This is a genomic window from Streptomyces sp. NPDC046881, from assembly GCF_040645015.1.
Taxonomy (GTDB): domain Bacteria; phylum Actinomycetota; class Actinomycetes; order Streptomycetales; family Streptomycetaceae; genus Streptomyces.
In genome coordinates this window covers 31,834-57,998 of the sequence record NZ_JBEYXJ010000001.1, presented here as the reverse complement: position 1 = coordinate 57,998, position 26,165 = coordinate 31,834, and the positions used below count along the sequence as shown (strand labels likewise).

Sequence of the window (26,165 nt, the reverse complement as noted above, 5' to 3'; positions counted from 1 at the left end):
GCACCGCAAAAGACCGCGTCCGGGCAGGCGGGCGAGTTGCTTGTAGCAGCGAAGTGCGGCGGCAGGGCCAGGAAAAGGGAGGTGCGGCCGGAGAGGGCGCCGCCGGGGGACCCGGCTGGTGCGCGGGCCGGCGGCAGCCAGGACGAACGTTGCTGCCCGCGCCGGTCGTGCGGGGCGTTGCCAAGCCGGTGATCCCACTCGGCGCGGTGCGGCCCCGGGTGCCGGCGCTAGTCCGTACTGGCGGGTCCGGGCGGGCGCTGGGCGTGGGGCCCACGTCGAGGCCGCGAGCGCTGCGAGTCTCGTCGTTCATGGACATCACCACCTTCTACGCCCTCTTCTCCGCGACCTGCTTCACCTTGGTCGGCTTGTGGTGGAACGTGGTCCAGAGCCATACCGACTGGCTGAGCGACCCCGCGAAACGCCGCGTCGCCGGCGGCGTGTACCTGTCCTTCCTGCTGCCTGCCGTGATGGGCCTGTTCGCCCAGGTCGGCGGTGCCGAGCAGCCACGGATCTGGCGGGGTGCCTTCATCGTCCTGGCAGTGGTCGGATGCTGGTGCACCCTGCGGCTGCTGGCCCGCACCCGCGGCGACGACTTCGTCGCCTGGGAACAGGCCGGCGCCACACTGCTCTACGCGCTGATCGCGATCGTCGGCGCGGCCCCCGAACTCGCCGACCACGTCCGGCTACGCCCCATCCAGGCCGAGGCGGTCCTGCTGATCACCCTGATCATCCTGGGCCACGCCCTCACCTGGCGGTTCATGGCGGGAGAGGGCCGCGCCGCGGAGGAGGCCTAGGTCGTGTCTGCAAAGTCAGGGCAGCCAGAGTCGAAACGAGCGACTGGTGACGCCGGGAGTCGGCACGGCACGTATGCGTGGTCTCTTCCCTCGTCGGCGCTTGCTGTCTGCCTGCGCGCCGAGCAGCGCCCTTGGACGCCGACCGCCGCGTTGCACCCGCCGACCCGCGCCTACGAGCCCGACACCGACGGCCGCCGCCTGCACTCTCAGATGCCTGCCCACCGCACTGCGGCCTGCCCTGGCCGTCGTTGTCAGCGCAGGATCTCGGCGCGCATCCGTTCCTGCGGGGTTGCGATGTCCCAGTAGCGGGCGGTGCCCCGCGCGTTGTCGTAGTAGCCGGTGCCGCCGGTGATCGCCATGTCGAGCGTGCTGGATCCGCTGGTCCACAGCGACTGCATCGTCAGCGAGCCACGTTCGAGTTCCATGGTGATCACGCACTGCGTGGTGCGCTTTCCGTCCTCGATGCGCACGACCTGACATGAGCCGCCGCCGTGTCCGATCCTGCGTCCGTCCTCGACGGCGGTGCCGGAGTAGACGTCCATGTCGCCCAGGCTGGGCCCCTCGGGGCCGAGATCGACGGCCTTGTACTGGTCGTTGTCGACCTTGAGTTCGAGGACTTCATATCGGCTCCTCTCGCCGGTGTCTGCGTCGGCGCTGTCCATCGACCCGACGCCGAGCAAGGCGGCGGCGAGTGCCACGGCGCCGAGCCTCGCGCCGCGGGACGCGGATGTCGAACTGGGGCTGCCATTGGCCACGGGGGCCCTCCTCACTGGATCTCCCTGTGCGAGCACCTCGACGCTATGACGGCATGGGCATCCTGTCTAAGATCAATATCGTTATGGTGTTATGCCGCAGGAGGCATGATGGACCTGAACTCGCTCCGGCAGTTCCTCGTCGTGGCGCGGCTGGAACACCTCAGCCGCGCAGCCGACGAACTACATGTCGCCCAGCCGTCACTGAGCCGTACCATCGCCCGGCTGGAGCACGCCCTTGGGACGCCGCTCTTCGATCGGAGCGGTCGGCTACGGCTGAACGCCGCAGGCCACCTCTTCCGGGCTCACGTCGAACGCGCTCTCGGCGAGCTCGAGGCCGGACGCCGCGCCGTCGCCGAGTCCGTCAGCGAGGGCGCCGGCAGCGTCAGGCTGGCGTCGGAAACCTTCCTCACCCTCACCGGCCCCCTGGCGGCCTACAAGCGGGCCCACCCCTCCGTGGAGCTCGAACTGCACTGGTCGCCGGCCGAAGACATGGCACGTCTCCTACGCGCCCAACATGTCGACCTGTGCGTCGCCTCGCAGCCGATCCACGCCGAGGAAGTAGAGACAGTACGACTGTTCGACGAGGAGGTGGGGGTGGCTGTGCCGCTCGATCACCCGCTCGCGGGCCGCACGTCCCTGAGCATCCACGAACTCGCCGACCAGCCCTTCATCACCGCCCGCCAGGGACATTGGCTGCGCCGGCTGCTCGACCGGCTCTTCGCCGCCCAGGGCCTCGCTCCGCGGATCGTCTGTGAGAGCGACGAACACAGCGCCATCGCGGATCTGATCGGCGCCGGACTCGGCATCGGTCTCGTCCCGTCGTTCGCCCGCCACAAGGGCGAGCATGTCCCCGTCGCCTGGATCCCCGTCGACAGCCCCGACTGCCGTCGCACGGTCACACTGAGCTGGGACGCGGGCGGCCATCCCTCGGCCGCCGCCCGGCAGTTGCGCACCACTCTCATCGACTGGAACTGGCACCGGCGTGCTGGCGAAGGCGGCGGCCCGTGACCGCGGCCACGTGCCACCGACCTGGGGGAGCAGGTGGCGCGCCTGCCGCTGCTCGGACTCGTCTCTGCTTCGGATGGCGTTCGAGCGAGGAGTCCCGCCACGGGGGAGGCGATGAACGCAGACACCGTCGCCGCTGTATGCACTGTTGAGATCGCTGTCGCATCGCGGGTCGTCCGTCTCGGTCTACCAGACGTACGCCATGCCGGGAAAAGAGGGAGGAACCGGCGAAAAGCAGGCCACCTCGGTGACGCTCTTCGCGACCTCGTCACGTACGGGCCGGTGGCGGCGATGTCGTGCGACGGTGATGCATCCGGCGGAGTAGGTGCGGGGGAATGTCTTGTAAGGGTTCGGGACGATGTGCCCGTTCGAGCGACTGCCGTCACGAGGGATACGGGAGGCGGTGTGCTCCCGGGCCCGCAGCGCGCGGCGCTGTCGGGCCCGGTCCTCAGCCTCCGCAGCCTCCGCACGGAGCGAGCCGTCTGCAGCCGCAGCTGACCGGCTCCGTAACGGCCGCATGGAGGTTGAATCGGTCTCGGCGAACGACCCACACGCTGATCGGCACCTCCGCCAACCTCACCTGGGCGCGATGCGCACCCGGTGGTCCCGCACCGTCGCCGGAGAGCGGATCAGCCGGTGCGAGACCGGTCAGGCCCAGCGCCGCCATCGGAGGAGAGGGCCATGAGCCAGCCGCGACCCACCCGCGACCCACCAGGGTGCTCGGGCCCGGCACCGGCCCCGGTCCACCCCGCTCTCGGCGAAGAGGATCGCCGAGCCCGCGCGGAGTACGCGGCCCACCCATACGGTCCCCTGGTGGACCACACCATCGATCGCCGCTGTAGAGCCGAGAACCAGCACGAGGACCACCAGCCCGCTCCTCGACTCGATCCCACATCCAAGCCACGGCGCCGCTCAGCGGTGACGCTTCGACGATCGACATCAGCCTGGCGGTTCTCGGCAGGTGCTGTGGCTCATGTGGTCGTCCCTGACCGGGCTCGGGATCAGGCAGCAGCCCGGGCCGATGCGTCGATCGGGGTCCGTGGCCGTATGACCCGCCGGTGCCGGGAGGGCACGCCGACGGTCGGGTGGGCGACGCCCCAGGCCGCCCCCTTGCAGATCAGTTCCTTGTAGAGAGCGGCCCAACGGCCCGTCAGGGCACGCTCGATCGCTCGGTCGTCGGCGGTGACGAACTGGATCAGGCCGTCCTTCCGGCCGAGGGAGATGCACTGCTGGAAGTAGCGGATGGAGACGTGGGGAACCTCGACGCCGGTGAGGCGGGCGGCGATGGCGTCGGCGGCTTGCCAGGCCATGGGGACGCCCGAGGCGCACGACATCCGCAGGGGCTTGCCACCCGGGCCGATCGCCATGGCCGCGTCGCCCACGGCGTACACGTCCTCGTGCGAGGCCGAGCGCATCGTGGCATCGACCACGATCCGGCCGCCGTCGGTGACCTCCAGCGTGGTGGCCCGGGCGAGGGAGTGGACGGCGAAGCCGGTGGTCCAGAGCGTGACCTCGGCAGGGATCGTCCGACCGTCGGCCGTCGTCACGGCGTCTACCTCCACACGGGCGACCGCCGTGTGCTCGTGGACCGTGATGCCGAGTCCCTCCACCACCTTGCGCAGGTGGGCGCGCCCCTTGCGTGAGAGCCAGTCGCCGAGGGCGCCACGGACGGCCAGGGCGACGCTGAGGTCCGGACGGGCTTCAGCGATCTCGGTCGCGGCCTCCAGGCCGGTCAGGCCGCCGCCGACCACGACCACGGGCTGCCCGGCGCCCAGTGCGGCCAGGCGGTCACGCAGGCGCAGTGCGCCGGCGCGGCCGGAGACGTCGTGGGCGTGTTCGGTGACGCCGGGCACGCCTCCATCATCCCAGCCGCTGCCAAGAGCGTAGACCAAGGTGTCGTAGCCCAGCTCTTCCCGCCCGGGGCCGTCGGTGGCGGTGATCGACACCGTCTTGCGGTCCACGTCCACGGCAGTGACCCTCGCGAGCTTCAGCTCCACGCCCGTTCCTGCGAACATCTCGCTGAACGGCCGCGGCCTGAGGTCCTCGCCGGTCGCGAGCTGGTGCAGCCGGACGCGCTCGACGAAGTCGGGTTCGGGGTTGACGAGGGTGATCGTGACGTCGCCGCGATGCAGCCGCTTGGCGAGGCGGCCGGCGGCGACGGCTCCGGTGTAGCCGGCTCCGAGGACGACGATGCGGTGCTGCATGGGCCTGCTCCTGTCTGCGAGGTTCCGCCGCTTGCCTGCGCGGCTTCGCCCCTTGAACCGGACAGCCCGACGTTTCCTGACGGGATCCGTATGTGAAGCACGTCACACCCGAGTCAGAGGATGTACAGCGGGTTTCCGTGGTCTGCAGCCGCCCACTGCTCGCTCGCGCGAACCAGCTTGTCGGGGTTGACCTGGCTGCGCAGCGCGACGATCCCCTGCTCGGTCACCTCAAGGCAGGTGATCCCGACGACCCGGCCGTCGACAACCGCCACGATGGCGGGTTCGCCGTTGGCAGTCGCGGCATAGATCTCCGGCGCGCCGCCGACGTAGGCCCGCTTGGCGTCGCTGGGCTTGAACAGGCCACGCAGGAACTTGGCGACCGCGAGCGCGCCCTCGAACGCCTTCGCGCGGGCCGGGACCTTCCCGCCGCCGTCGCCGACCGAGACGGCGTCCTGGGTGAGGAGACGCACGAGGGGTTCCGTCCGGCCACTCGTCGCCGCGACCAGGAATTCCTCGACGATCCTGCGGGCGGCAGCCTCGTCGATCTCGGTGCGCGCCTTGCCGTCGGCTACGTGCTTCTTGGCCCGGTGGAAGATCTGCTGGCTGGCGGCCTCGGTGATGTCGAGCATGTCGGCGATCTCCCGGTGCGGGTAGTCGAAGGCCTCCCGCAGCACGTACACCGCCCGCTCGTTGGGGGAGAGACGCTCCAGCAGGACGAGGACGGCGTACGACACCGACTCGCGCTGCTCGACGGTGTCGGCCGGGCCGAGCATCGGGTCCCCGCCCAGCAGCGGCTCGGGGAGCCACCTGCCCACGTAGGTCTCACGCCGGGCTCGTGCCGAAGTCAGCTGGTTCAGGCAGAGGTTGGTGAGAACCTTCGTCAGCCAGGCCTCGGGCACCTCGATCCGCTCGACGTCGGCCGCCTGCCAGCGCAGGAACGTCTCCTGCACGGCGTCCTCGGCCTCGCTCGCCGAGCCGAGCAACCGATAGGCGATGGCCTCCAGCCGGGGCCTGGAGGTCTGGAACCGATCGACGTCACTGGTGATCAGGGCCATGGGGACGATCCTAGGCCACGGTTCCCCGAAGGCCGGGGCCGGGCGTCGGCACGGCGGCCGTCGCGCGGTTGCCGCCCCCGCGAAGGGTCGCTCGATCCGTTCCGATGACGACGCTGCGGCCCTGCTGTGCACAGCACCACCGCCCTGACCGCACCCCCACATCGATGGCCGTTGCTGCTTCAGCCAGACCGCCTTCGACACCGTCGCCCTCATCTGCCTCACTGAGGCAGAAGCGCGCCCCCGCCAAGTGAGCGAGACCATCGCACTGTTGCGAGCGATGAGCCTGCTGCCCGCCATGGTGCGCTCCAACCAGCGCCACGCCGAGCACTTCCCGAGAAGCGTCCTCCACCCGCCAGAGACCGGCGAAGGCGGTGGGTTTCCGGTGGTGATTGCAGGTGTGCAGCCACTGGCCGAACGCCTGGCTCCGTTCGGCTGGGGCAATACAGCTATGGCCTCTCTTCCGGATCTTGCCGGTGTCGCGGAGCGCCAGGTGGTGCGGTCGCTCGGGGCCGGCCTGATCCGGAAGAAAGACCCTAGGCCATGCCCGCCGCCTGCGCGGCCTCGTAGACCGCCTGCTCCTCGGCGCCCAAGTGGGTGGCACTCATGTTGGGACCCTGTACCCAGCCGAGCAGGCCGATGATCTGGGCGGGGTCGTCGTAGCGGGAGAAGACCCCGACCTGGACGCCCGCGCCGGTGGCAGGGTCGAAGTTCTGCAGGACGGCGCCGCCGCTGCAGCCGGGCGACTGCGCGCCTGCCATCACGTCGTTGTAGTAGACCGGGTCGTTCCGGGCCGTTCCCTGGGTGACCATCAGGCTCCGGCCGTCGAAGGTCCGCTGGAGGGCGGTGGGCACGTTGCCGGGGCGGTAGTAGTTGCGCTCGTTGATGGTCGGGTAGCCGAAGATGTGGGCGGTCCGGTTCTGCGGCTGGTCGAAGGCGACCTCCTGGCCTCCGGTGACCTCGCCGACGGGGCGTGGATCGTCGGGGTTGTCCACCAGGACGGCGGCCATGTCCCGCCCGAGCAGCCAGTCGGCGCTCTGGCTCCAGGTGTGGGTGATCCACTGACGGGTCACTCCCCAGACCCCGTACGGGGCGATGTCCCTGCCGGGAAGACCTGTGGCGGAGGGGTCGCGCGGGAGGTTCGTCCCGTCGAAGGCCGGTACGAAGACCATGTTGGTGGCGACGACGTTCCCGAAGCCGATGTCGAGCGGCGTGTGGATGCGCAGGCAGTGGGCAGCGGTCAGCACGACGCTGCGGTTGGCGCTGGTGACCACGTTGCCGGAACACGAGGACGTCGAGACGGCACCGGTGTCCACGTCCGTGTATTGCATGAACAGCTTGCCGGCGGTGCGCGAGACCAGCCCTTGGCCCCGCGGCCACGGCTTGCCGAGATCGTCCCAGCCGCCGGGAGGCGGGGTCGCGTCCGCGTCCTCGTTGTTGAGACCGGCGTCTGCCATCTTCCCCAGGGTCCAGTAGTCCACCTCCGCCCTGAGCCTGTCCTGATAGTCGGCACCGGCCGGTACCAGCGGGCGGAGTTCGAACGGGGCGGCGTCGGCGCGTGCCGGGGGCGCCGTCGCGAGGAGTGCGGCCACCAGCGCGAGCAGGCCGATGACCGTGGTGAGCACACGTCGTGAGGGCATGCCGGTGAGCAATGTCTTCCCTTCCTCGGGCTGAGTCGTGCAGACGGACGGTGGGATGTCCGGGCCGACGGCCGGACTCACGGGTTGGTGGTCACCTTGAAACCCGCGCCGTAGACGCCTTCGGGGGCGGCGGCGTCCCGGGCGCGCAGGTCGGCGAGGATGTTGGCCGAGCTGGTGTACTCGAACGGTGGGAAGGACAGGGTGATCGCCTTGGTGATCCCGGCCCAGGGACCCGATGCCTGGAAACCGTTGTCCTGGGACGGGAGCTCGCTTCCCGGTACGTGCCAGACGGCCGGCCCGCCCGAGTCGCCGGTCAGGTTCGCGGCCGCCGAGCGGTAGATGCCGCCGGTGTTGTCCATGACCGTGCCGAACCAGACGCCCGTCTGGCCCGATACGACGAGTTCGTTGTCACCGGCGGCGAGCAGGCGCTCGGTGTCGAGCGCGGGGCCCGGGGCGTTCGGGCTGGCCGTTCCGCCGGGGACCTCCAGGACACCGGTCTGCTTGAGGTAGGGGCCCTGTGAGGAGAGCGTCACCTGCGGGACCAGCTCGATGATCATGTAGTCCTTGGTCATGTGGCCCGTCTGCGAGCCCTCGGGGTCCTTGAAGTAGCGCACGTATCCGATCGGACCGAAGTCGGTGTCCGCGCGGTCGTAGACGGGGGCCACGTCGTCGTGGATCTCGCGGTCCGCGTAGGCGGCGTCCCTGAGGCAGTGGCCGGCCGAAATGGCGATCCGGTGCCCGTACTTGTCGGTGCCCACCGCGCCGATCGTGCAGAAGGGATACGTCATGGACGGGCTGAAGACGATTTGCATCGCGTTGTGGACGCGCTTGCCTTCATCGGCGTGGGCGGCACCGGCTCCGACGGTCCAGAGGACCACGAGGCTCAGCAGCAGAGTGCACAGTCGTCTGTTCATGTGCGGTCGCCTGTCTGTCGTGGGATCGGGGGATCAGGCGGACGCGAATGCCGCCTCGAGACGCGGGACGAAGTCGACGAGGTCCTGCGCCCAGCAACCGCTGGTGTGGCCGCCGGCGCAGTCGTCGCCCCAGCCGGATCCGTCTCCGTAGTCCACGAAGTGCACTGGATACCCGAGTGCGTCCAGTCGTTCTTTGGCGTGCTGGGACGCCGACTGGACCCAGAACTCCGGTTCGGCCGGGTTGCCGGCACCGTTCCCGGTGTAGATCGTGACGCCTGTACCGGCCCGGGCCAGGACGTCCATGTGCGAGACCGGGTCCGCCTCGTCCCAGCGCCAGTCCGCCCCGAAGACCGGGTAGGGCGTGCCGAAGATCGCGTCGCTGGACACCGTGGGACCGAAGTCGAGACTGCACGTGGGGTTCGAACTCCCGCACAGCGGGGCGCCGACGTTCGTGAGCGTGGCGACGACGGCCGCACGCATGACGGCGTGGCGGACCGAGAGTTCGTTGGCGCCGGACAGCGTGGCGACCTGCCCGAACAGGTCGGGGTGTCGCTGGGCGTAGTGCAGGGAGCCGAAACCGCCCATCGAGAGGCCGGCGACGGCCCGCGCCTTCCGGGTGGCATCGGTGCGGAGATTGGCGTCGACGAACGGGATCACCTGGTTGATGTGGAAGTTCTCCCAGTTCTGCGCGCCGGCGGCGGTGCTCTGGTCGAGCCAGTCGGTGTACCAGCCCCTTCGACCCCCGTCCGGAATGACCGTGATCATGGACTGGGCTGCGGTGAGGGCGGGGTACGCCACGTTCGGGTTGCCGGGATCGTCGGACGCGCCGTGCAGGAAGTACAGCACCGGGTAGCGCTTGTCGGGATGTCGGGCGTAGTCGGTGGGCAGCAGGATGCGGATGTGGTGTTCACCCTCGACCTCGGGCGTGGTCACCGTGATGACGAAGTTGGTGGCGGAGCCGACGGCGTCACCGGTCTGCGTGAGGCCGAAGCCGTCGGTCATCTGCGGCGGGCGCGGAGCCGAGGCCTCGGCGGGCGCGAACGACGCGCCCATGAGGAGGATGGTCGCCACCGCGGCGACGCCTGCCGCTCTCACTCGTCTCAGCCGAGGGGACAGAGCTGGTCTCATCATGTGTCCTAGGGGGACTGGTTGCCATGGTTGCCATGGGACGGTCGGTCGGCCGGTTACGTGGAATCACATCGCACCACCTGTGCGTGACGCCATAGGGACGGTCTGGCGCAGTTGCGCCACTGGCGCCAGTGCGCTGACCATCCAGTAGGCTCCGGGGAGTTGAGACTGGACGGCTGCGCGGACCTGGTCCATCGCTCCGTGAGGCGAGGGGGTGGTCGTGCACGACGTGCTGGACCCGGACTCCGACCGTGGCCGGGTCTATCAGTGCCTGGTCCGTCATCCGCACCAGTCGGCCGGGGAGTTGGCGGCTCGTACCGGACTGACCGAGGCCGTCGTCCGGGCGGTGCTGCACGAACTCGCCGCCGAGGACGGCGTCGTGACGACGGACCCCGGGAGCGCCGGGGCCATCTGGGAAGCGGTACCGCCCACGCAGCTCGTCGAGGCGTTGTTGCGGCGCGATGACGCCTTGCGGACGGCGCTGCGCCGAACCGGTACGGAACTGGAGCGGCTCTACCGTTCCGCCAGGCGGGACAGCACTCACTACGGCGCGCTGGAGGTCGTCGAAGACCTCGCGCGGGTCCTGGCGATCAGCCGGCAGCTCCAGCAGACGGCGCGCCACCAGCTGCGGAGCATCGACGTGCCACCGTACTCCGGCACGCCCGACTTCTACCTCGCGCAGGAGGCCTTGCAGCGCGAGCGCATGGCCGCCGGTGTCACCTACCGCGCCATCTACCCCGGCTCCGCGTTCGACGACCCGATCGCGTGGCCCAACATGGCCCGCATGATCGAGGCCGGGGAGCAGGCCCGGACCCTGGACGATCCACCCCTGAAGCTGAGCCTGCGCGACGACGACCTGGCGGTGGTCACCCTCGCTGCCGACGAACGCCCCGGCGTCGTCTCCCTCGTGATCCGCCCGTCCAGCCTGCTCCAGGCGCTGTCCAACGTCTTCGAGTCGCTGTGGCGACTGGCCGTCCCCGTGTCGGCGGCGGGCACCGGTACGCAGATCGACGCCCGAGACCGTCAGATCCTCTCCCTCATGGCCAGCGGCGCCACCGACGACGCGATCGCCAGGCACCTGGGGGTGGGGCGCCGCACCGTCGTCCGCCGCGTCTCCGCCCTGCTGTCCGGACTGGGCGCCACGACCCGTTTCCAGGCCGGGGTCCAAGCGGCACGCCGGGGCTGGCTCTGAGGACGCCGACCCCGGCATCCGGTCTCATCCGGTCTTCCTTCCGGCTCAGGCCCCGGCATCAGCAGGCAGCGCCCGCCGGCGGACGATGTTGTCAGTCCGGCCTGCTCGCCTGACACCCCCCGGACGGCCAGCAGCCGGACGGTGGCGAGCACAGCTCTACCCGCTGACAAAGGCTGTCATAGGCCGCAATCGCCAGTGCCCGGGTGTGCTGATTGGATACGGTCGGCTTCGGGTTCTGCTCGGCAGCGAGGGGGTCGTGATGTTCGGCGCTGAGTTTGCGGTGGCCTACGTCTTCGCGTGGGCGGTGCGCAAGGCCAAGCGCGTCGGGGGGCGCGCTGACAGTGAGGTCGACCGGGCCCTGGATTCCGGAATGGACCGCCTCCACGATCTGGTCAGCCGCAAGCTCGGCCAGGACCCGGCACTGGAACGTGCCAAGGAAGAAGCCGCCGAAGGGCGCGCGGAGCTGTCCGAGCGGACCCGGCGAAGGCTGACGGACTCTCTTGAGGAAGCCGGTGAGCGGGACGAACACTTCGCCGCACTCCTGGAGAAACTCGTCGACGAGCTGCGGTCTTTGGAGAACGCCGAGGGAATCGGCTCGGCCGGGGGCGATCGGATCGATTTCAGCGGCAGCACGTTTCACGGCCCGGTGCAGGGCAAGGGCACCCAGCACAACTACTACGGGGAGCAGCCGAAGTGACCGGAGGGCTTCCGCAGCGCGGGGCCACCACCGGAGCGGGAACGTACTTCAGCGGCAGCACGTTTCACGGCCCGGTGCAGGGCAACGGCGTCCAGCACAACCATTACGGGGCGCCTCGGTTGCCGGCCACCTGGCCGCACCAAACCGGCACCGCCCTGCCCCCGCAGGCCGCCTTCTTCCACGACCGGCCGGAAACCAGTGCGCTCGCGGCAGCACTGGCCGGCGGTGGCGAGGCCGTACTAGGCCACGCCGCTCCCAAAGCGCTGTCGGCGGCACACACCTCCGGGGTGGTGGCCGGCCTGGGCGGGGTCGGCAAAAGCCAGATCGCCGCCCGCTACGCCCGCACCGCAATGGAACGCGGCGAGCTGGACGTGCTGGTCTGGGTGAGCGCCGCCAACAGGGCCACCGTCGTCGCCACCTACGCCCAGGCTGCCACGGAACTCATCGGCTCTGCCGCACCCGATGACCCGGAGCAGGCGGCGGTCGCGCTGCTGGCCTGGCTGGAGCCCAAGGCGGGCCGGCCACCGTGCCGTTGGCTGGTCGTTCTGGACGATCTCTCCGACCCGGCCGACATGACCGGGCTGTGGCCACCCCGCTCACCCATCGGCCGGACCCTGATCACCACCCGCCGCCAGGACCACGCTCTGCTCGCCGACCGCCACCTGATCACCGTCGGCGTCTTCAGCCCCTCCGAATCCCGCACCTACCTCGAAGCGGTGCTCGAACCCTACGACCTGGGCCACCCCACCCAGGAACTGGACGATCTCGCCGCCGATCTCGGGCACCTCCCGCTCGCGCTCGCGCAGGCCGCCGCCTACATCGCCGAACTCTCCGATACCGGCATGACTCCCGCCGCCTACCGGCGCCTGCTCGCCGACCGCACGACCGCCCTCCGCGACGCCGCCCCAGACCGCCTGCCCGACGGACAAACCCTCACTGTCGCGGCCACTTGGTCCCTGTCCATCGAACACGCAGATGCACTCCGCCCGGCAGGCCTGGCCTGCCCCATGCTCCACCTCGCAGCCTTCCTCGACCCCAACGGCATCCCCGACACGGTCCTGACCAGCCTTCCCGCCCGCACCCACCTGGCGAAACACCTGGCCTCCCGCCCTGGAAACCTGACACCGGCCGCCGCGGACAACGCCATACCCGGCGCCCCGGCAACCAGCCCGGTATCCGAACAGGACGCCCGCCGAGCCCTGAGCGCCCTGCGCCGCCTCAGTCTGATCACCCACAGCCCCGGGGACGCGGCCACCGCGGTCCGAGTCCACCGACTCGTGCAACGGGCTGTCAGCGACACCCTCACCCCCCACGAGCACTACACGACGGCCCGCACCTGCGCCGACGCCCTGACCGCCGCCTGGCCGTCCATCGAACGCGACACCAGCCTCGCCCAGGCCCTGCGAGCCAACACCGCGGCACTGATCACCTCAGGCGAGGCTGCGCTGTACCGACCCGACCTTCATTTCGTGCTCTACCTTTCCGGCCAGAGCCTCGGGGGATCGGGCCAGGCGACAGGGGCCCGGGACTACTTCCGTCGGATGCTCGACAAGGCCGGCGCATACGTGGGCCCCGATCACCACAACACCTTGGCCGTCCGGGGAAACCTGGCCCACTGGCGAGGCAAGGCGGGCGATGCGGCCGGCGCGATGTCCGATCTCGCCGAACTGCTGCCGGACGTGATCCGCGTACTGGGCCCCGACCACCCCGAGACCCTCTCCGTGAGGCACAACCTTGCCTGCTGGCGGGGCGAGGCGAGGGATCCGGCCACTGCTGCGGCAGGCCTCGCCGAACTGTTGCCAGACGTCATACGGGTACGGGGCGCCGACGCCCCCGAGACCCTCATCACCCGAAGCAGCCTCGGCCGCTGGCGAGGAGCCGCAGGGGACGCGGCCCGCGCGGCCGCGGACTTCGCCGCATTGTTGCCCACGATGGTGCGGAAGCAGGGCCCTGACCACCCCGACACCCTCACCACCCGGCACTGGCTCGCTCACTGGCGGGGAGCTGCCGGGGACGCGGTCGGCGCGGCGGCCGGCTTCGCTGAACTCCTGCCGGACACGGAACGGGTGCTGGGCCCTGACCACCCTGACACCCTCGTCATCCGAAGCAACCTCGCCCACTGGCGAGGAGGGGCCGGACATGCGGCCGACGCGGTGTCCGTCCTCGTCAGGTTGCTGCCGGAGATGATCCGAAGACTGGGCCCTGACCACCCCGAGACCCTCACCACCCGTCACAACCTCGTCCACTGGCGGGGGGAAGCGGGCGATCCACCCGGCGCCGTGGCCGGCTTCGCCGAACTGCTACAGGACGTGAAACGGGTACTGGGCCCAGACCACCGGGAGACCCTCCTCACTCGGGGCAACCTCGCCCGCTGGCGGGGGAGGGCAGGGAACGCGGCCGGCGCGGTAGCGGACCTCCTCGCGCTGCTGCCGGACATGACGCGGGTACTCGGCCCCGATCACCCTGACCTACTCATCGCCAGAAGCGCCCTCGCCCGCTGGCAGTGGGAGGCGGGGGACAGGACCGCATCTGTGGCCACCGTCGCCGCGCTACTGGACGACCGACGGCGGGTGCTGGGCCCTGACCATCCCGACACCCTCTCCAGCCGCCATCAGCTTGCCGAGTTGGTGGGACAGCAGGGCAATGCGGCCGGTGCGGCGGCCGTGCTCGCCGAACTGCTGCCGGACATGGTGCGGGTACGGGGCCCTCGCCATCCCGGAACCCTCCAGCTTTGGCGTACCCTGGTCCGCTGGACTCAGGCAGCTGATCACCGGGCATGATCCCGGAAACAGGCGCCAACGCGACAGCCCAGGCGGCAGCGCTGCCGGACGACCTCACCGACGACGGCACCGGCCTCGCATCACCGGCATCTCCTTGGTAACGCCCTCCGGCTGGCGGGGCGGCCACCCGAACAAGGACGCTGACCGTGCAGGAGGCGCACATCGTGAACTTCGGGGCCTAGACCGCCACCCGATCCTGCGCGGGTTCAGAGCCCGAAGGCTCCGCCCTGGATAACGATGAGCAGGCCAATGGCGATCAGGACCACGGGCAACAGGATGTGGCCCCAGCGGGCGAGTGCCTTGGCGACGACCGGGCGGGTGGCCAAGAACTTGCCCGCGAAGCACCAGACAGCGACAAGGGCGAGGAAGACCACGGCGTAGACGCTCATCCCACCGACGCCGGCGGTGGCGAATACGGGCACGTAGACGCCGATGTTGTCTCCGCCGTTGGCGAAGGTCACCGCGGCGACATCCAGGGAGCCCGGCCCGCCCTCCTTGGCCTCGGCTTCGTCGTTCTCCTCGCCATCGCGGTGGTCCTTCCACGCCTGCCAGGCGGCTTTGAGGCCGAGGGCGAGCGGCAACAGACCGAGGTACGGGATGGCGGACTGGGGCAGGAAGGTGGCACCGAAGGCGGCGGCTACGGCCACCGTGAGAATCGCAGCGAACCCCAAGTACTGGCCAAGTACGATGCGCCGTGTGGAGCCGCTGTGCCCGGCGCCCTGGGCGAAGAACAGCGCCAGGATCAGGATGTCGTCGATGTTGGTGACGGCGAACAGGCCAGCCGCCTGCCCGATTACGCTCAGGTCCACGAACCGGCCCGCTCTACTCGTAGGACAAGACCGGACGACCGTACTTGGTCCCAGATGAGGAGCCGCAGCCGCCCTGACCAGCGTGATCAATCTTCGCTGGCATACCGGCGAGTACGGTTCGATTCTGTGACGGCTGCGCGTCGCGCCTGACGCCTCGCGCGACGGTCCGTGCGTCGGCGCCACGCTCTCGACCGACAGCGACCTTTTCTGGCACTGCTGCCGTGTCGCCAAGCGGACGCGTTGGGGAGGCTGTGTCGGTTCCGGACGGCGAATTTCGAATGCGGCACGCCGCCGCTCCGTGGTGGGATGCGCCGCATGAGCGACCTATCGCTGCGTGCCCGTATCGAGCAGTACTACGCCACCGTGCCCCTGCTGTTCGCTGACGCCGAAGCGTTCGGCCCGTTGCGGCTGTTTGTGCGAAAGGAGCCAGGAACCCCGTACTACGGCGGTCCGAGTCACGCTCAGCCCACCGCAGAGGGCTCCGCAGTCGTCACCGCGGCCGACATCGCCCGGGTGCGTGCCCGGCAGCGCGAACTCGGCGTGCCGGAAGCCTTCGAGTGGCTCGCTGAGGCAGCGCCGATGCTGCGCGCCCGTATTGAGGCCGCCGGGCTCCCGGTGGAAGAGCGCCCGCTGATGGCCCTCGACCCGAACCGCCCGGTGCCTCCGCAGTCCCTGCCGGACGGCGTCACGATCCGCGTGCTGACGGCCGACGACTCGGCACTGCCCGGGGCCCTCGCCCTTCCCCGCCTGGCTTTCGCCGAGGCGGGCACCGCGGTGGGCTCGGCGGGCCGCGCGGAACTGTGGGCGGTGGCCGAGGTACTGGTCGCGGACGGCACGGTCGCAACGGTCCGCCCCGCCATTCGCGCCGGGCACAAGACACTCATCGCTGCTCTCGCCCCGGACGGCACCCCGCTTGCGGCCGGCCATTACCACCCGGCGAACGGCACGACTGAGATCGGCGGTGTCGGCACCCTGCCCACCGCTCGCCGCCAGGGTCTTGCCGCCGCTGTCACGGCGGCCCTGGCCACCCACGCCCGCGACCACGGGGTGCACACCGTCTTCCTCGCCTACGCGGAGGAGGTCATCGCCCGTATCTACGCTCGCCTGGGCTTTCGCACGGCCGGTGTCACTCTTCTGATCGCCAATCAACCCGCACGGTCGTAGGCTCGCGGACTGGAGGCATGGGACAGTCTCCGCTTCAGGGTCGGCGGAGTCCTGGCGGCGGACCGCGACGATGTCGCCGTCACAGATTGCCGCCTCGATCATGCTGTCGCCCCGCACCTGAAACCGACCGGTTCGCCGAATCTCGGAGGACTCCTCCCGGGAACCGGTCGCGGCTCTTCCTCTGCAGGGTTGGCCCTGACGTGGGTTCGCTCGTTGCTCAGCCGACGGGTGGTCGTGTCGGCTGGGCGCTCGGGGGCAGGTGGCACCGAGGGCTTCGTGGGGTCGGGCAGCCGGTTGGGCAGGCCAGGAAGGGGCTTTGCGGGAGCACCGAGGCCGCCTGTGCCGTTGTCGCGGCGCTGATGCGGAAGATATCCGCGGTCAGGTCTGGGCGTGCGGCCGAAGACAGACAGTCCCCGACGACCACCACCTGCATGCGGGGTCATCGTTCCGCGCGGCCGCGAGCAGGCACAGCCCGGCCCGGCGTAAGCAGCTCGGCGAATCATGCCGATAGGGGCGAGTTGGTGCCGCGATGACGGTGCGGCGCCGTGGCGTATGAGCGCAGGTTTTACCGTCCCGTGGTTGCCGCCTCAACAACTCCGTCAGACTCTTGGTCACCATGCCCCTCGGGCAACTGGTTCTGCAGGTCACGGGGGGTGCAGGGCTCCCCAGCGCTGAGCGGGGAAGGGTCATGCACCTTGAGTTCCGGCACCTCCGTACGCTGCTCACGGTCGCCGAAGCGGGCAGCATTCGCAAGGCCGCCGCACGGCTGCAGCTCTCTCAGCCTGCCACGAGCGCTCAGCTGAAGCGGATCGAACACGAGCTGGGCGGCCCGCTGTTCATTCGTAGTGCGGACGGGGTGACGCCGAACGAGAACGGACAGTACGTCCTGCGCTGCGCCCGTGACCTCGTCGCCGGCTTCGACAGGCTGCGCGAGTACGCGAGATCGGCGGCCGAGGCAGACAGACGGGCCGCCGCCCCCTTGAGAGCGGGCGGAACCGCCGGCCCTCTGGTGTCTCTGCTGGTCTCCGCACTCTTCGAACTCGTCCCGGAACGCCGGCTCACCATAGACGCCCGGCGCTCCGTCCACACGCTGGTGAAACTGCTGGGCCTGTCGAAATGCGACATCGCGGTGTTCGGCGAGTTCCCGGGCTTTCCTCTCCCGGTCGGAGAGTGGGTGGCGACACGCACCCTGCTACGCGAGCCGGTCTTCGTCCTGCTCGCCGAGGACCACCCTCTCGCCCGCCAGGACAAGGTCAGCCTCCATGAACTGGCGGCCGAGGACTGGGTCATGCCGGAGGCCGACGAGAGCGGTATGCATGCGTACCTCCACCTCACCTGCCAGTCGGCGGGATTCACTCCGCGTATCGCCCATGTGACGCCCGACCTGTCCGTGGCACAGATCCTGGTCGCCGGCCGGCGTGCCGTCTGCGGCGTATGGCCGACCGCCGATGTCTCCGCCCAGGGAACCGTGCAGAGGCCGCTCGTGGACGTCCCGTTCCACCGGCGGCTCTTGCTCGCCTGGAACACGGAATCGATTCCGGCCGAGCTGGCCGACGCGGCGTGCGAGCGTCTGCTGACCGCCTATCGGTCGCTGGTGCGGCAGCGGCCGCAGTATCTGGCCTGGTGGGAGGCCGGGGGAGAGGAGTTCGCTCTCGGCGAGGGCGGGTGACCGGCGGGTCCCCGAGATCCAAGTCCTATAGCTCGGCAGTTATACCCCAGATGGGATCACGTCAGGAACATGCCATCTGGTGAACACTTCGCGTCAACGTCCGAGGACGTCGTCACCCCACGACGAGCGAAGGAATCACCCTGTCATGCCCCGTCCCCTTCTTGCTCTTTCCGCGATGGTCGCCGCCGGCGTCATCACCACGGGTGCGATGGCCGTACCCGCGTACTCGCAGACCGATGCAGCGCAGAGCGGAACCCCCGTCCGCGACACGGCGACATCCCAGGCCCGCGACACGGCGATATCCCGGGCCAAGGCCAACGTGACCCGGCACGCCGACACCTTCGGTTTCGGTGCGGGTCAGAAACTGCACGCCAAGGACGTCGTCATCGACGCCGACGGCACCCAGCACGTCCGCTTCGAGCGGACCTACCGCGGCCTCCCCGTCGTCGGCGGCGACTTCGTCGTCCACCAGAAGGCCGACGGCTCGCTCGCGGGATCCACCCGCGCCAAGGGCCACAAGGTGCAGCTCAAGTCCGTCGCTCCCGCCGTCGACGCCAAGGGCACCGCGGCTGACGCCCTGAAGCGCTCGCACGGGTTGGTGCGCAAGGCCAAGTCCACCCCCGAGCTGATCGTGTGGGCCGCCGACGGAACCCCGCGCCTGGCCTGGCGCACCACCGTGCAGGGCCTGGGAGACAAGGGCCAGCCGCACGGCGAGGTCTTCGTCACCGACGCCACCACGGGCGCGGCGATCGAGAACTATGACGCCGAGCGTGAGTCGACCGGCACCGGTCACTCCGAGTACACCGGGGACGTCGGCATCGACACCACCCAACAGGCCGACGGGACCTTCGCCCTGATCGACCCGGTGCGGGGCCACATCACGAAGGACGCGAACAACCTCTCGTCCTCGTCCGTGAAGAGCACCTCCGGCACGCTGTTCACCGACGCCGACAACATCTGGGGCGACGGCAGGAAGTTCTCCACCGACCGAGCCACCGCCGCCGTCGACGCGCACGTCAACACCGCGAAGACGTACGACTACTACAAGGCGACCTTCGGCCGCAACGGCATCAAGAACGACGGCCGCGGCGCCACCGTCTTCGTCCACGTCGGCACCAACTGGGACAACGCCCAGTGGTCGGACTCCTGCTTCTGCATGCTGACCGGTGACGGCGACGGCACCACCGACCCCGAACAGGTCGACCTCGACACCATGGGACACGAGATGACGCACGGCGTCACCTCGGCCACGGCCAACCTGCGCTACAGCGGTGAGTCCGGCGGCCTGAACGAGGCCACCAGCGACATCCTCGGCACCATGGTCGAGTGGTACGCCGACAACCCGGTCGACACCCCCGACTACCTCTTCAGCGACCAGTCCACCCCGCCGTGGCTGCGCCGCTTCGACAAGCCGTCCCTGGACGGCCGCTCCGCCGACTGCTGGTCGAAGTCGGTCGGCCGCCTCGACGTCCACAACTCCTCGGGCGTCGGCAACCACTGGTTCTACCTCGCGAGCGAGGGCAGCGGCACCAAGACCATCAACGGCGTCACCTACAACAGCCCCACCTGCAACGGTTCCACCGTCACCGGCATCGGCAATCAGAAGGCCTCCGCCATCTGGTACCGGGCGCTGACCGTCTACATGACCTCCACCACCGACTACAAGGGCGCCCGCACCGCGACTCTGAACGCGGCGAAGGACCTGTACGGCGCCACCAGCCCCGAGTACGCGACGACGGCCGCTGCCTGGAGCGCGGTCAAGGTCCTCTGACACACCGTTGCACCGCCTGATCCGTGCGAATCGGCCCGGACGACGAGAGCCCCACCGCCGTCGCCCGGGCCCCGGCGTCTGGGACGACACCACCCTTCTCACCCACCGGTGCGCTCCACGCCCGAATACGGGGATCGGCGAAGTCACCGACCTGGCCAGGAGGCAGCAACCTGAAGCGGATCCAGGTGGGGCACTGTCGCCGCGTGGGCCGGCGTCCCCGCCCGTCGCCGCGGCCCGGTCGGACGTCACATCCCGTGGTCGAAGCCGGCGAGTGTGCACCTTCCCACCGGATGCTTGCGCGGGCTCCACCCAGTGGTGCTGTGCGCCGTGGCCGTGATGGAGACCCGGGGCCGGACGGGGCCCCGCCGTCGCCGGGCTCGCAGTCGGGGTGGACGCGCAGGTGGTCGCCATGGTCGGCGACGGCCTACTCGTGCAGGCGCGCGTCGCCGAGTATGGGACGGGCCGTGCGGGCTCAGCGTGCGGTGCGCCCGGAACGGAGCTCGTCAGTGTCGACCGTCGTCAGCGCCACGCTCAGCGGCACGTCGGTGCCGGCGGCGGCAGCGAGGCGCTCGCGTACCTCGCGGAGTGTTCGAGGCCGCCAGCCAGGCCCATCACAGCAGCCGGAGTGGAACGTGACACCCGCGTTCAGCAGGGCGGTCAACGTCCGCCACCCAGCGGTGTCGCGCCGCTTCGGCACAGCGAGGTCCTGTCCCGCGTCGATCAGGTCTCCACCGCAGCGTGGGCATCGGCTTGCCCACGTGCCGCGCTTCTTGAACGAGGAACGGCAGGGCAAGCACACGTAATGCCGGTTCGGAGTCCCCCCACGAAAGCACATCGCACCAGTATGGCAAGGTCACTTTGCAGTTCCCAGCGATTTGGGCGCGACGCACCTGGGCACTTCGTGCGCGGTCTCGCCTGCGGCACCGGGCCGGCCATCGCCGGCTTGGTCAGCTACCGGCGCCAGGAACGCCGCGAGGACCTCACGCGCGAACTGATGACGTTCTTCGGCTGACAGTCGGCAACGGGAGTCGGCGACTTGCCAGACACCGAGCGGCCGATCGCACCATCGTCCTGGCGGTCCAGTGTGCCCGGTTCCCGAAGCCAAGTGCGTACGTCCTGCCGGTACTTGTTCTGGCTCTCGGTGAGCGTCCCGGGGGACGCGTGATCCACGACGTGATTTCGTGGGGGCTCGGGATGTCGGCCCGGACCGGTTCGGCGACGCCCTCGCGGAGGGCGGCGAGGTAGGCATTGAACCGCTCCAGGACACCACGCGCCGTCGGCGCGCTGGGAACTGCCGCACCGCGGTCACGGACTGTGGCGCTGACTGCGCACCCGCTGCCGGGCTGGGCAGCTCGACAGCTGCACCACAGGTCACGGGCACGGTGTCCCGGTGCTGACCAAAGTACGCGCCCCCTGTTTGCCCTCCCATCACAGGCGTGCGTACCTTGTCGGGCCACTGCGCCGCGTCCACGGGGGAAGCGGGACTGGGAGGGGAGTGGTTGATGGCGGGGCGTCCGGAACGCTCGCTGGATCCGAGTGCGGGGCCGGTGGCACGGTTTGCTGCCGCATTACGCAAGCTGCGGGCGGAAGCCGGGAGTCCCACGTACCGGGTCATGGCCAAGCGCACGAATCAGGGGGCGAGCACGCTGTCGCAGGCAGCCGCGGGGGACCGGCTGCCTACCCTGCCGGTGGTCCTGGCCTACGTCCAGGCCTGCGGCGGGAACTTGGGGGAGTGGGAGGCGCGGTGGCGTGAGGCGGCTGCGCAGGCGGCGGCCGAGCCGCGCACCGAGAGTGAGGATGCTGCGCCACCGTATCGAGGACTGGCCCGCTTCGAGCCCGGCGACGCCGACCTGTTCTTCGGCCGTGATCAGCTCACCGACCGACTGCTCGAACTGACCCGCTCACGCCGGTTCACCGCCGTGTTCGGCCCGTCGGGCAGCGGCAAGTCCTCGCTGCTGCGCGCCGGCCTCATTCCGCGTCTGCGTACCGCCGCCCCTGGGAAGCCGAGGCCGGCCGCCCTGCGCGTCCTGACCCCCGGAGAGAACCCGCTGCGCACTCATGCGCAGCGCCTGGTGCCAGCCGACGCGGAGGGGGATACGTGGCTGATTGTCGACCAGTTCGAGGAGCTCTACACCCTTTGCACAGACAAGGTCGAACGCACCCGCTTCATCGACCGCCTCCTGGCCGCCACCGAACCCGCGCACAGGCTGCGTGTCGTCATCGCCGTACGAGCCGACTTCCTCGGCCGGTGCGCCGAACACCCTGCGCTGACCGCCGCGTTGCAGGACGGCACCGTGCTGGCCGGCCCGATGAGCCGCGACGAGCTACGCGAGGCCATCGTCAAACCTGCTCAGTCCGCAGGGATGATCGTGGAACGAACCCTGACTGAGCGCGTCATCGGCGAGGTGGAAGACGAGCCTGCCTCGCTGCCGTTGATGTCCCACGCCCTACTGGAAACGTGGCGGCGCCGCCAAGGCCGCGCCCTCACCGTGATCGCCTACGAGGCCGCTGGTGGTCTCCAGGGCGCGATCGCCCGCACCGCTGAAGACGTCTACGCCCGCCTCACTCCGGCGCAAGCAGTTCTCGCCCGTCACATCCTGCTGCGCTTGGTGATGCCCGGTGAGGGGACACCGGATACCCGCCGACCCGCCCAGCGTGAGGAATTCGATTTCGGCCATCCCACGGACACTGTGACCGTCTTGGAGCTTCTGGCCCGCGCGCCTGGTCACACTTCAGGAGGACACGGTCGACATCGCTCACGAAGCGCTCATCACCGCTTGGCCTCGGCTGCACCAGTGGATCAACGATGCACGTGAGCGGCTGCGCCTTCACCGTCAGCTCACCGAAGCCGCCCACTCCTGGAACGCCCTCGGCCGCGACCCTGGTGCGCTGTACCGGGGCATACGGCTGGGCGCGGCCGAGGAAGCCTTCCTGTCCGACGGGCAAGCCGACGAACTCACCCTGTTGGAGCGCGAATTCCTGCTCGCCGGTCGCGCTGGCCGAGACAGGGAACGCCGGCGTGTGCGTACGTTCACCGCTTCCCTGTCGCTGCTGCTGGCGTTCGCCCTGGTGGCGGGAGTCGTGGCCTGGCAGCAGAACAGCGAGAGCGACAGGCGCCGGGCTGAGGCTACGGCCCGGCGCATCGCCTTCCTCGGGGACTCGCTGCGCAGCACTGACCCGGTGTTGGCCATGCGGCTCAGCGTTGCCGCATGGCGGACGAGTGCGACCACGGAGACCAAGGGGGCGCTCTTCGCGGCGGACACTCAGCGCGAGCGCGCCGTCTTCCGCGTCCCGGAGACCCGGACCAGTGACGATCCGTTCCTGAGCGCTGACGGCCGGACCCTGGTCATGGCGGACGGCAGCCGGGTACGGCGCTGGAACGTCGCCACCCAGCGACCTTCCGGGGAGGTCCGGATGTCCGCCGACGACAGCTTGACGGATGTGTCTCCCGACGGTCGCCGGTTCCTTGTATACCGGGGGGACGGGTCCCTCCAAGTCCGTGATGCCTACTCGGACGCCGCGGTCGGTAGGCCGTTCCAGCTGGGCGACGATGTCCCGGGCGTGAGGCTGGGGCCTGGTGGCAAGACCTTGATCGCTACAGATGACAAGTCCGTGCGGCTGTGGGACGTCCCGCGCCACCGGCTCCTGCTGAGAGCCGAGTCCGCGGAGGTACAGACGGCGCTCGTCAGTCCCGACGGTCGGTTGTTGATCCTGTGCACGGGCTTGTCCGGCTCGTTGAAGGTGTGGGACGTCGCCGGCCGTCGACGGGTGAGGGCTCCGTGGGTGCGCACGGCCGGACGCAGCGCATGCCACGGCAATTCCCTGGACTTCGGCGGCGGATTCCTCGCGGCCATCACCGACGACCGAGTACTCTTCTGGGACACCGCCTCGGGCCGCAGACATGATCTGCCGGACCTCTCGCAGGACGAACCGGACGAGCTGGCGTTCAGTGCGGACGGCAGGTACCTGGCCGTGACCGGTTCCAGGACGGTCGATCTGTGGCGGCTTGGCAGCACCCCGCATCTGGTCCTGCGGTACACCCTGCGCAATGAGCAGATCCGTAAGGTGCGGATCGATCCGGAAGCAGGGGTGATCCGCTATCTGGTACGGGCCGGGAGCGAGCCGTCCGCGCTCAGGACGGTCGCCTTCGACACGATGGCCGACGCGCGCTGGCATCAGCGCGCCACCACCTATCAGGCGAGGTTCAGTCCTGACGGGCGGCTCATCGCGACCGCCCGGCTCGTCGGAAACGAGGCCGAGTTCGCGCTGCGACCCACGACCGGAAGCCGCGGTACCCGTCTGCCGTCGGCGCATTGCGAGTCCGACCGAGGCGAGTGCATCGTCCACATGACGTTCAGCATGGACGGTGCCGCCTTCGCCTATGGGACGGAAACCGTAGACGGGCCGTCGTCGCGGCGCCGGCCGGAGCGGGTCAGGGTCTGGGACACCCGGAGGAAACGGGAGAGCTCGTCCTTGGACATCGCGCTTCAGGAGCCGGACGAAGCTTTCGGTGACGACTTCGTACTCGGCCCCGACCAGCGCTCCCTCCTGGTCTACCGGTCCGGCGTGGACGTGTGGGAACGGTGGGACGTGCGCACGGGCGAGCGAATCGAGCGCCACGGCATCGGGCTGCAACACTTCCGGTCACCCTCGTACGACGGGACACATTCCATGACCCTGCGGCCAGACGGGCGACTTCTGGTAAACGGCTATTCCACGCTCGTCGCCCTGCCCTCCGGCCGCTCCGTCACTCGCCAACTGGGGAACGGAGTGGCCACCCTGCCGCAGTTCAGCCCGTCGGGCGACAGGCTGGCCGTCGGTGATGACATGGGCTGGGTGTCCGTCTGGGACAAGGACGGCCGTCGGCGCACCGCAGAACTGGCGGGCACACTGTCCGGGGACTTCACCAGCGACCCGGAGCACGTCACCGCGCTGGCGTTCAGCCCGGACGGGAGCGTCCTCGCCGTCGGCGGAGCCGGTGGGACCATCACCCTGTGGGACGTCAGCTCAGGCCAGCCACTGGGCTCTCCTCTGTCGACCTCCGGGGACCGGACCCTTGCTCTGTCGTTCACCCACGACGGCCGGACCCTCCAGGTGGCCGGCGAGCACAGCGCGTTGCGAACCTATGACGTCGACCCGGAGCGCATCGCCGCCGAGGTGTGCAAGCGGGCCCATGGGGGGCTCACACGAGAGCAGTGGCAGACCTACCTCCCAGAGCTGTCCTACCGGGACGTGTGTTGAAGCACTCCGTGTGTCGCCACCTCCACTGTTCGAGCGTCCGGGCCGGGCAGGAGCGCACCGAGGTGGCAGTGCGAAGGCCACGGCTGCCGGCACCGCGTGGGCCAGGGGATTGGCGCTGCCGTCGCATCGTGGAGGAGGTCGCGGCCGCCGGACAGCTCGTGGGCCAGGCCGTACGCGTAGGCCGCTTTCTCGGCGAGAGTGCTGTTCGCGAGGGCGCGTACACCGTCGGCAGGGTCGACGGTGGCAAGGAACTGGTCGATCACTGAGCCGGGGATGATTCCGGCCCGGAACGCGGCGGCCGGCGCACGCCGGTGCGCAGGATCTGGCCGAGGTGGCCGGGGCCCGAGGGCGGCACGACCCGGGGCGCGTTCCGGTAGCGCTGGGTTCGGGTCTGCCAGGCGTGGTAGCCGCTCATCCACGCGGTCATGACGCGGACGTAGCCGGCGACGTCGGCCCGCTCCCGCTCGGAGAGGCCGAGCTGCGCGCAGACGGCGGGCACCTGTCCGGCCAGGTCCTGGAAGCGCAGGACGCGCCGGTCCACCTCGTCCCGGGCCGCGATGAGGGCTTCGCCGCGGGTGAGGTGCCGGGCCCGTTCGAGGACGAGGACGAGGTTGTCCATGTCGCCACGGGCCTCCTCCTTCTCCAGGGAGTACACGTCGTTGCACATCAGGGTGACGTCGATGGCGGCCCGGCGCATGATGCGCAGCTCGGGACTGTGGAAGGCGGACGCAGGGACGGTGAGGCCGGCCGCGCGTTCCCCGAGCGAGAGGGGCAGATCGGTGGCGGCGATGCCGCGCCGGACCTGGAAGTAGGCGTCGAGGTCCGCCGGGGTGCCGCGCAGACGGCCCCGCGCTTCGTGGGCCTGCGCGGCGAAGTAGTACTCCCATTCGTGTGCGGTACGGGCGGTCCAGGCCGGGTGGGCACCGTCGGTGCTGCGGGCCCGGATGTCGGCGAACGCCGTCGTGCAGGGGTCCGCGCCGGGCGGCGGCGGGGCGCCGTGCGCGATGTCGATCAGCGCCTGGCAGACGCGGGCGGTCTCGGCGGGGTCCCGGCCGAGGGGACCGTCGAACTGGTCGTCGAAGACGAAGAAGAACCCCATCGCGTCCGTCAACAGGTCCAGGGCCGGGCCCCGGGCGTGCGGGAAGCCGAGCGCGGCCAGGCGTGGCATGTCCCAGGAGACGTACCAGGCCAGGGACCGGTCGTCAGCGGCCAGACCGGTGCGGCGCACCCAGTCCAGGTTGTGCCGGCGGGCACCTTCGAGGCCGGGGCTGATCTGCGTGGCGGCGGGGAGGCCGAAGTCCATGTCCTGTGGCACGGGTCCTCCCGGAGCCGTAGCGGGCGGCGCGGGGC

General features: G+C 70.0%; 18 protein-coding genes and 1 pseudogene. 11 read left to right on the top strand and 8 right to left on the bottom strand.

Translation table 11 applies throughout. From position 1 onward, the window contains the following. The first annotated feature begins 308 nt into the window (after positions 1-308). The gene (locus tag ABZ923_RS00245; protein WP_361464670.1) at positions 309-794 is read left to right on the top strand and encodes a hypothetical protein; all 486 of its coding nucleotides are present in this window, start codon (positions 309-311) and stop codon (positions 792-794) included. 251 nt (positions 795-1,045) lie between these two features. Here ABZ923_RS00245 and ABZ923_RS00240 read toward each other — a convergent pair whose 3' ends face one another. Then, the gene (locus ABZ923_RS00240; RefSeq protein ID WP_361464667.1) at positions 1,046-1,549 is read right to left on the bottom strand and encodes a hypothetical protein; all 504 of its coding nucleotides are present in this window, start codon (positions 1,547-1,549) and stop codon (positions 1,046-1,048) included. A gap of 105 nt (positions 1,550-1,654) precedes the next feature. Between ABZ923_RS00240 and ABZ923_RS00235 the strand changes: the two genes are divergently transcribed. Beyond that, positions 1,655-2,557, top strand: coding sequence for a LysR substrate-binding domain-containing protein (locus ABZ923_RS00235; RefSeq protein WP_361464665.1), 903 nt, complete (start codon positions 1,655-1,657; stop codon positions 2,555-2,557). A 998-nt stretch (positions 2,558-3,555) separates the two neighbouring features. On the opposite strand, the gene ABZ923_RS00230 is transcribed toward ABZ923_RS00235, so the two are convergent. The 5 genes from ABZ923_RS00230 to ABZ923_RS00210 form a co-directional block, all read right to left on the bottom strand. Beyond that, a complete protein-coding gene (locus ABZ923_RS00230) occupies positions 3,556-4,758 on the bottom strand; it encodes an FAD-dependent oxidoreductase (protein ID WP_361464662.1) in 1,203 nt (400 codons plus the stop codon). Positions 4,759-4,871: 113 nt separating this feature from the next. Further along, positions 4,872-5,813 carry an RNA polymerase sigma-70 factor gene (locus ABZ923_RS00225; RefSeq protein WP_361464659.1) on the bottom strand — a complete coding sequence of 314 codons (942 nt, stop codon included), beginning with the start codon at positions 5,811-5,813 and terminating at the stop codon, positions 4,872-4,874. Between the two features lie 533 nt (positions 5,814-6,346). After that, a complete protein-coding gene (locus tag ABZ923_RS00220) occupies positions 6,347-7,450 on the bottom strand; it encodes a hypothetical protein (RefSeq protein ID WP_361464656.1) in 1,104 nt (367 codons plus the stop codon). A gap of 77 nt (positions 7,451-7,527) precedes the next feature. Next, a complete protein-coding gene (locus ABZ923_RS00215) occupies positions 7,528-8,364 on the bottom strand; it encodes a hypothetical protein (protein ID WP_361464654.1) in 837 nt (278 codons plus the stop codon). Positions 8,365-8,397: 33 nt separating this feature from the next. Then, positions 8,398-9,417: an alpha/beta hydrolase-fold protein gene (locus ABZ923_RS00210; RefSeq protein WP_361465232.1), complete on the bottom strand. Its 1,020-nt coding sequence runs from the start codon at positions 9,415-9,417 to the stop codon at positions 8,398-8,400. 295 nt (positions 9,418-9,712) lie between these two features. On the opposite strand from ABZ923_RS00210, the gene ABZ923_RS00205 reads away from it, so the two are divergent. The 3 genes from ABZ923_RS00205 (at position 9,713) to ABZ923_RS00195 (ending at position 14,161) form a co-directional block, all read left to right on the top strand. Continuing rightward, positions 9,713-10,684 (top strand): LuxR C-terminal-related transcriptional regulator, encoded by a 972-nt coding sequence (locus ABZ923_RS00205; protein ID WP_361464651.1) that lies wholly within the window; start codon positions 9,713-9,715, stop codon positions 10,682-10,684. 259 nt (positions 10,685-10,943) lie between these two features. After that, complete coding sequence (locus tag ABZ923_RS00200; protein WP_361464648.1) at positions 10,944-11,381, top strand: hypothetical protein; 438 nt, start codon at positions 10,944-10,946, stop codon at positions 11,379-11,381. Continuing rightward, positions 11,378-14,161 carry a tetratricopeptide repeat protein gene (locus tag ABZ923_RS00195; protein WP_361464646.1) on the top strand — a complete coding sequence of 928 codons (2,784 nt, stop codon included), beginning with the start codon at positions 11,378-11,380 and terminating at the stop codon, positions 14,159-14,161. Before ABZ923_RS00200 ends, ABZ923_RS00195 begins: the two co-directional genes overlap by 4 nt. 206 nt (positions 14,162-14,367) lie before the next feature. Here the strand turns inward: ABZ923_RS00195 and ABZ923_RS00190 are convergent, their stop codons facing one another. Continuing rightward, the gene (locus ABZ923_RS00190) at positions 14,368-14,970 is read right to left on the bottom strand and encodes a cadmium resistance transporter (protein WP_361464643.1); all 603 of its coding nucleotides are present in this window, start codon (positions 14,968-14,970) and stop codon (positions 14,368-14,370) included. Positions 14,971-15,285: 315 nt separating this feature from the next. Between ABZ923_RS00190 and ABZ923_RS00185 the strand changes: the two genes are divergently transcribed. The 6 genes and pseudogenes from ABZ923_RS00185 to ABZ923_RS00160 all read left to right on the top strand — a co-directional run bounded on the left by ABZ923_RS00185 (position 15,286) and on the right by ABZ923_RS00160 (position 25,081). Next, complete coding sequence (locus tag ABZ923_RS00185; protein WP_361464641.1) at positions 15,286-16,134, top strand: GNAT family N-acetyltransferase; 849 nt, start codon at positions 15,286-15,288, stop codon at positions 16,132-16,134. A 688-nt stretch (positions 16,135-16,822) separates the two neighbouring features. Continuing rightward, positions 16,823-17,803, top strand: coding sequence for a LysR family transcriptional regulator (locus tag ABZ923_RS00180; RefSeq protein WP_361464640.1), 981 nt, complete (start codon positions 16,823-16,825; stop codon positions 17,801-17,803). A gap of 145 nt (positions 17,804-17,948) precedes the next feature. Next, positions 17,949-19,574, top strand: a complete 1,626-nt coding sequence (locus tag ABZ923_RS00175) for a M4 family metallopeptidase (RefSeq protein ID WP_361464637.1) — start codon at positions 17,949-17,951, stop codon at positions 19,572-19,574. Between the two features lie 1,502 nt (positions 19,575-21,076). Beyond that, a pseudogene (locus tag ABZ923_RS00170) lies at positions 21,077-22,397 on the top strand (hypothetical protein); the annotation flags it as partial. Positions 22,398-22,988: 591 nt separating this feature from the next. Continuing rightward, the gene (locus ABZ923_RS00165; protein WP_361465229.1) at positions 22,989-24,815 is read left to right on the top strand and encodes a WD40 repeat domain-containing protein; all 1,827 of its coding nucleotides are present in this window, start codon (positions 22,989-22,991) and stop codon (positions 24,813-24,815) included. A gap of 128 nt (positions 24,816-24,943) precedes the next feature. Next, positions 24,944-25,081: a hypothetical protein gene (locus ABZ923_RS00160; protein ID WP_361464634.1), complete on the top strand. Its 138-nt coding sequence runs from the start codon at positions 24,944-24,946 to the stop codon at positions 25,079-25,081. Here the strand turns inward: ABZ923_RS00160 and ABZ923_RS00155 are convergent. Continuing rightward, positions 25,075-26,130: a terpene cyclase gene (locus tag ABZ923_RS00155; RefSeq protein WP_361464633.1), complete on the bottom strand. Its 1,056-nt coding sequence runs from the start codon at positions 26,128-26,130 to the stop codon at positions 25,075-25,077. The genes ABZ923_RS00160 and ABZ923_RS00155 overlap by 7 nt on opposite strands. Positions 26,131-26,165 lie beyond the last annotated feature (35 nt).

Coding starts and splice junctions, on each gene's coding strand:
- ABZ923_RS00225 (WP_361464659.1), bottom strand. CDS start 5,813: ATGGCCCTGATCACCAGTGACGTCGATCGGTTCCAGACCTCCAGGCCC.
- ABZ923_RS00200 (WP_361464648.1), top strand. CDS start 10,944: ATGTTCGGCGCTGAGTTTGCGGTGGCCTACGTCTTCGCGTGGGCGGTG.
- ABZ923_RS00230 (WP_361464662.1), bottom strand. CDS start 4,758: ATGCAGCACCGCATCGTCGTCCTCGGAGCCGGCTACACCGGAGCCGTC.
- ABZ923_RS00215 (WP_361464654.1), bottom strand. CDS start 8,364: ATGAACAGACGACTGTGCACTCTGCTGCTGAGCCTCGTGGTCCTCTGG.
- ABZ923_RS00175 (WP_361464637.1), top strand. CDS start 17,949: ATGCCCCGTCCCCTTCTTGCTCTTTCCGCGATGGTCGCCGCCGGCGTC.
- ABZ923_RS00235 (WP_361464665.1), top strand. CDS start 1,655: ATGATGGACCTGAACTCGCTCCGGCAGTTCCTCGTCGTGGCGCGGCTG.
- ABZ923_RS00180 (WP_361464640.1), top strand. CDS start 16,823: ATGCACCTTGAGTTCCGGCACCTCCGTACGCTGCTCACGGTCGCCGAA.
- ABZ923_RS00220 (WP_361464656.1), bottom strand. CDS start 7,450: ATGCCCTCACGACGTGTGCTCACCACGGTCATCGGCCTGCTCGCGCTG.
- ABZ923_RS00210 (WP_361465232.1), bottom strand. CDS start 9,417: ATGGGCGCGTCGTTCGCGCCCGCCGAGGCCTCGGCTCCGCGCCCGCCG.
- ABZ923_RS00245 (WP_361464670.1), top strand. CDS start 309: ATGGACATCACCACCTTCTACGCCCTCTTCTCCGCGACCTGCTTCACC.
- ABZ923_RS00185 (WP_361464641.1), top strand. CDS start 15,286: ATGAGCGACCTATCGCTGCGTGCCCGTATCGAGCAGTACTACGCCACC.
- ABZ923_RS00165 (WP_361465229.1), top strand. CDS start 22,989: ATGTCCGCCGACGACAGCTTGACGGATGTGTCTCCCGACGGTCGCCGG.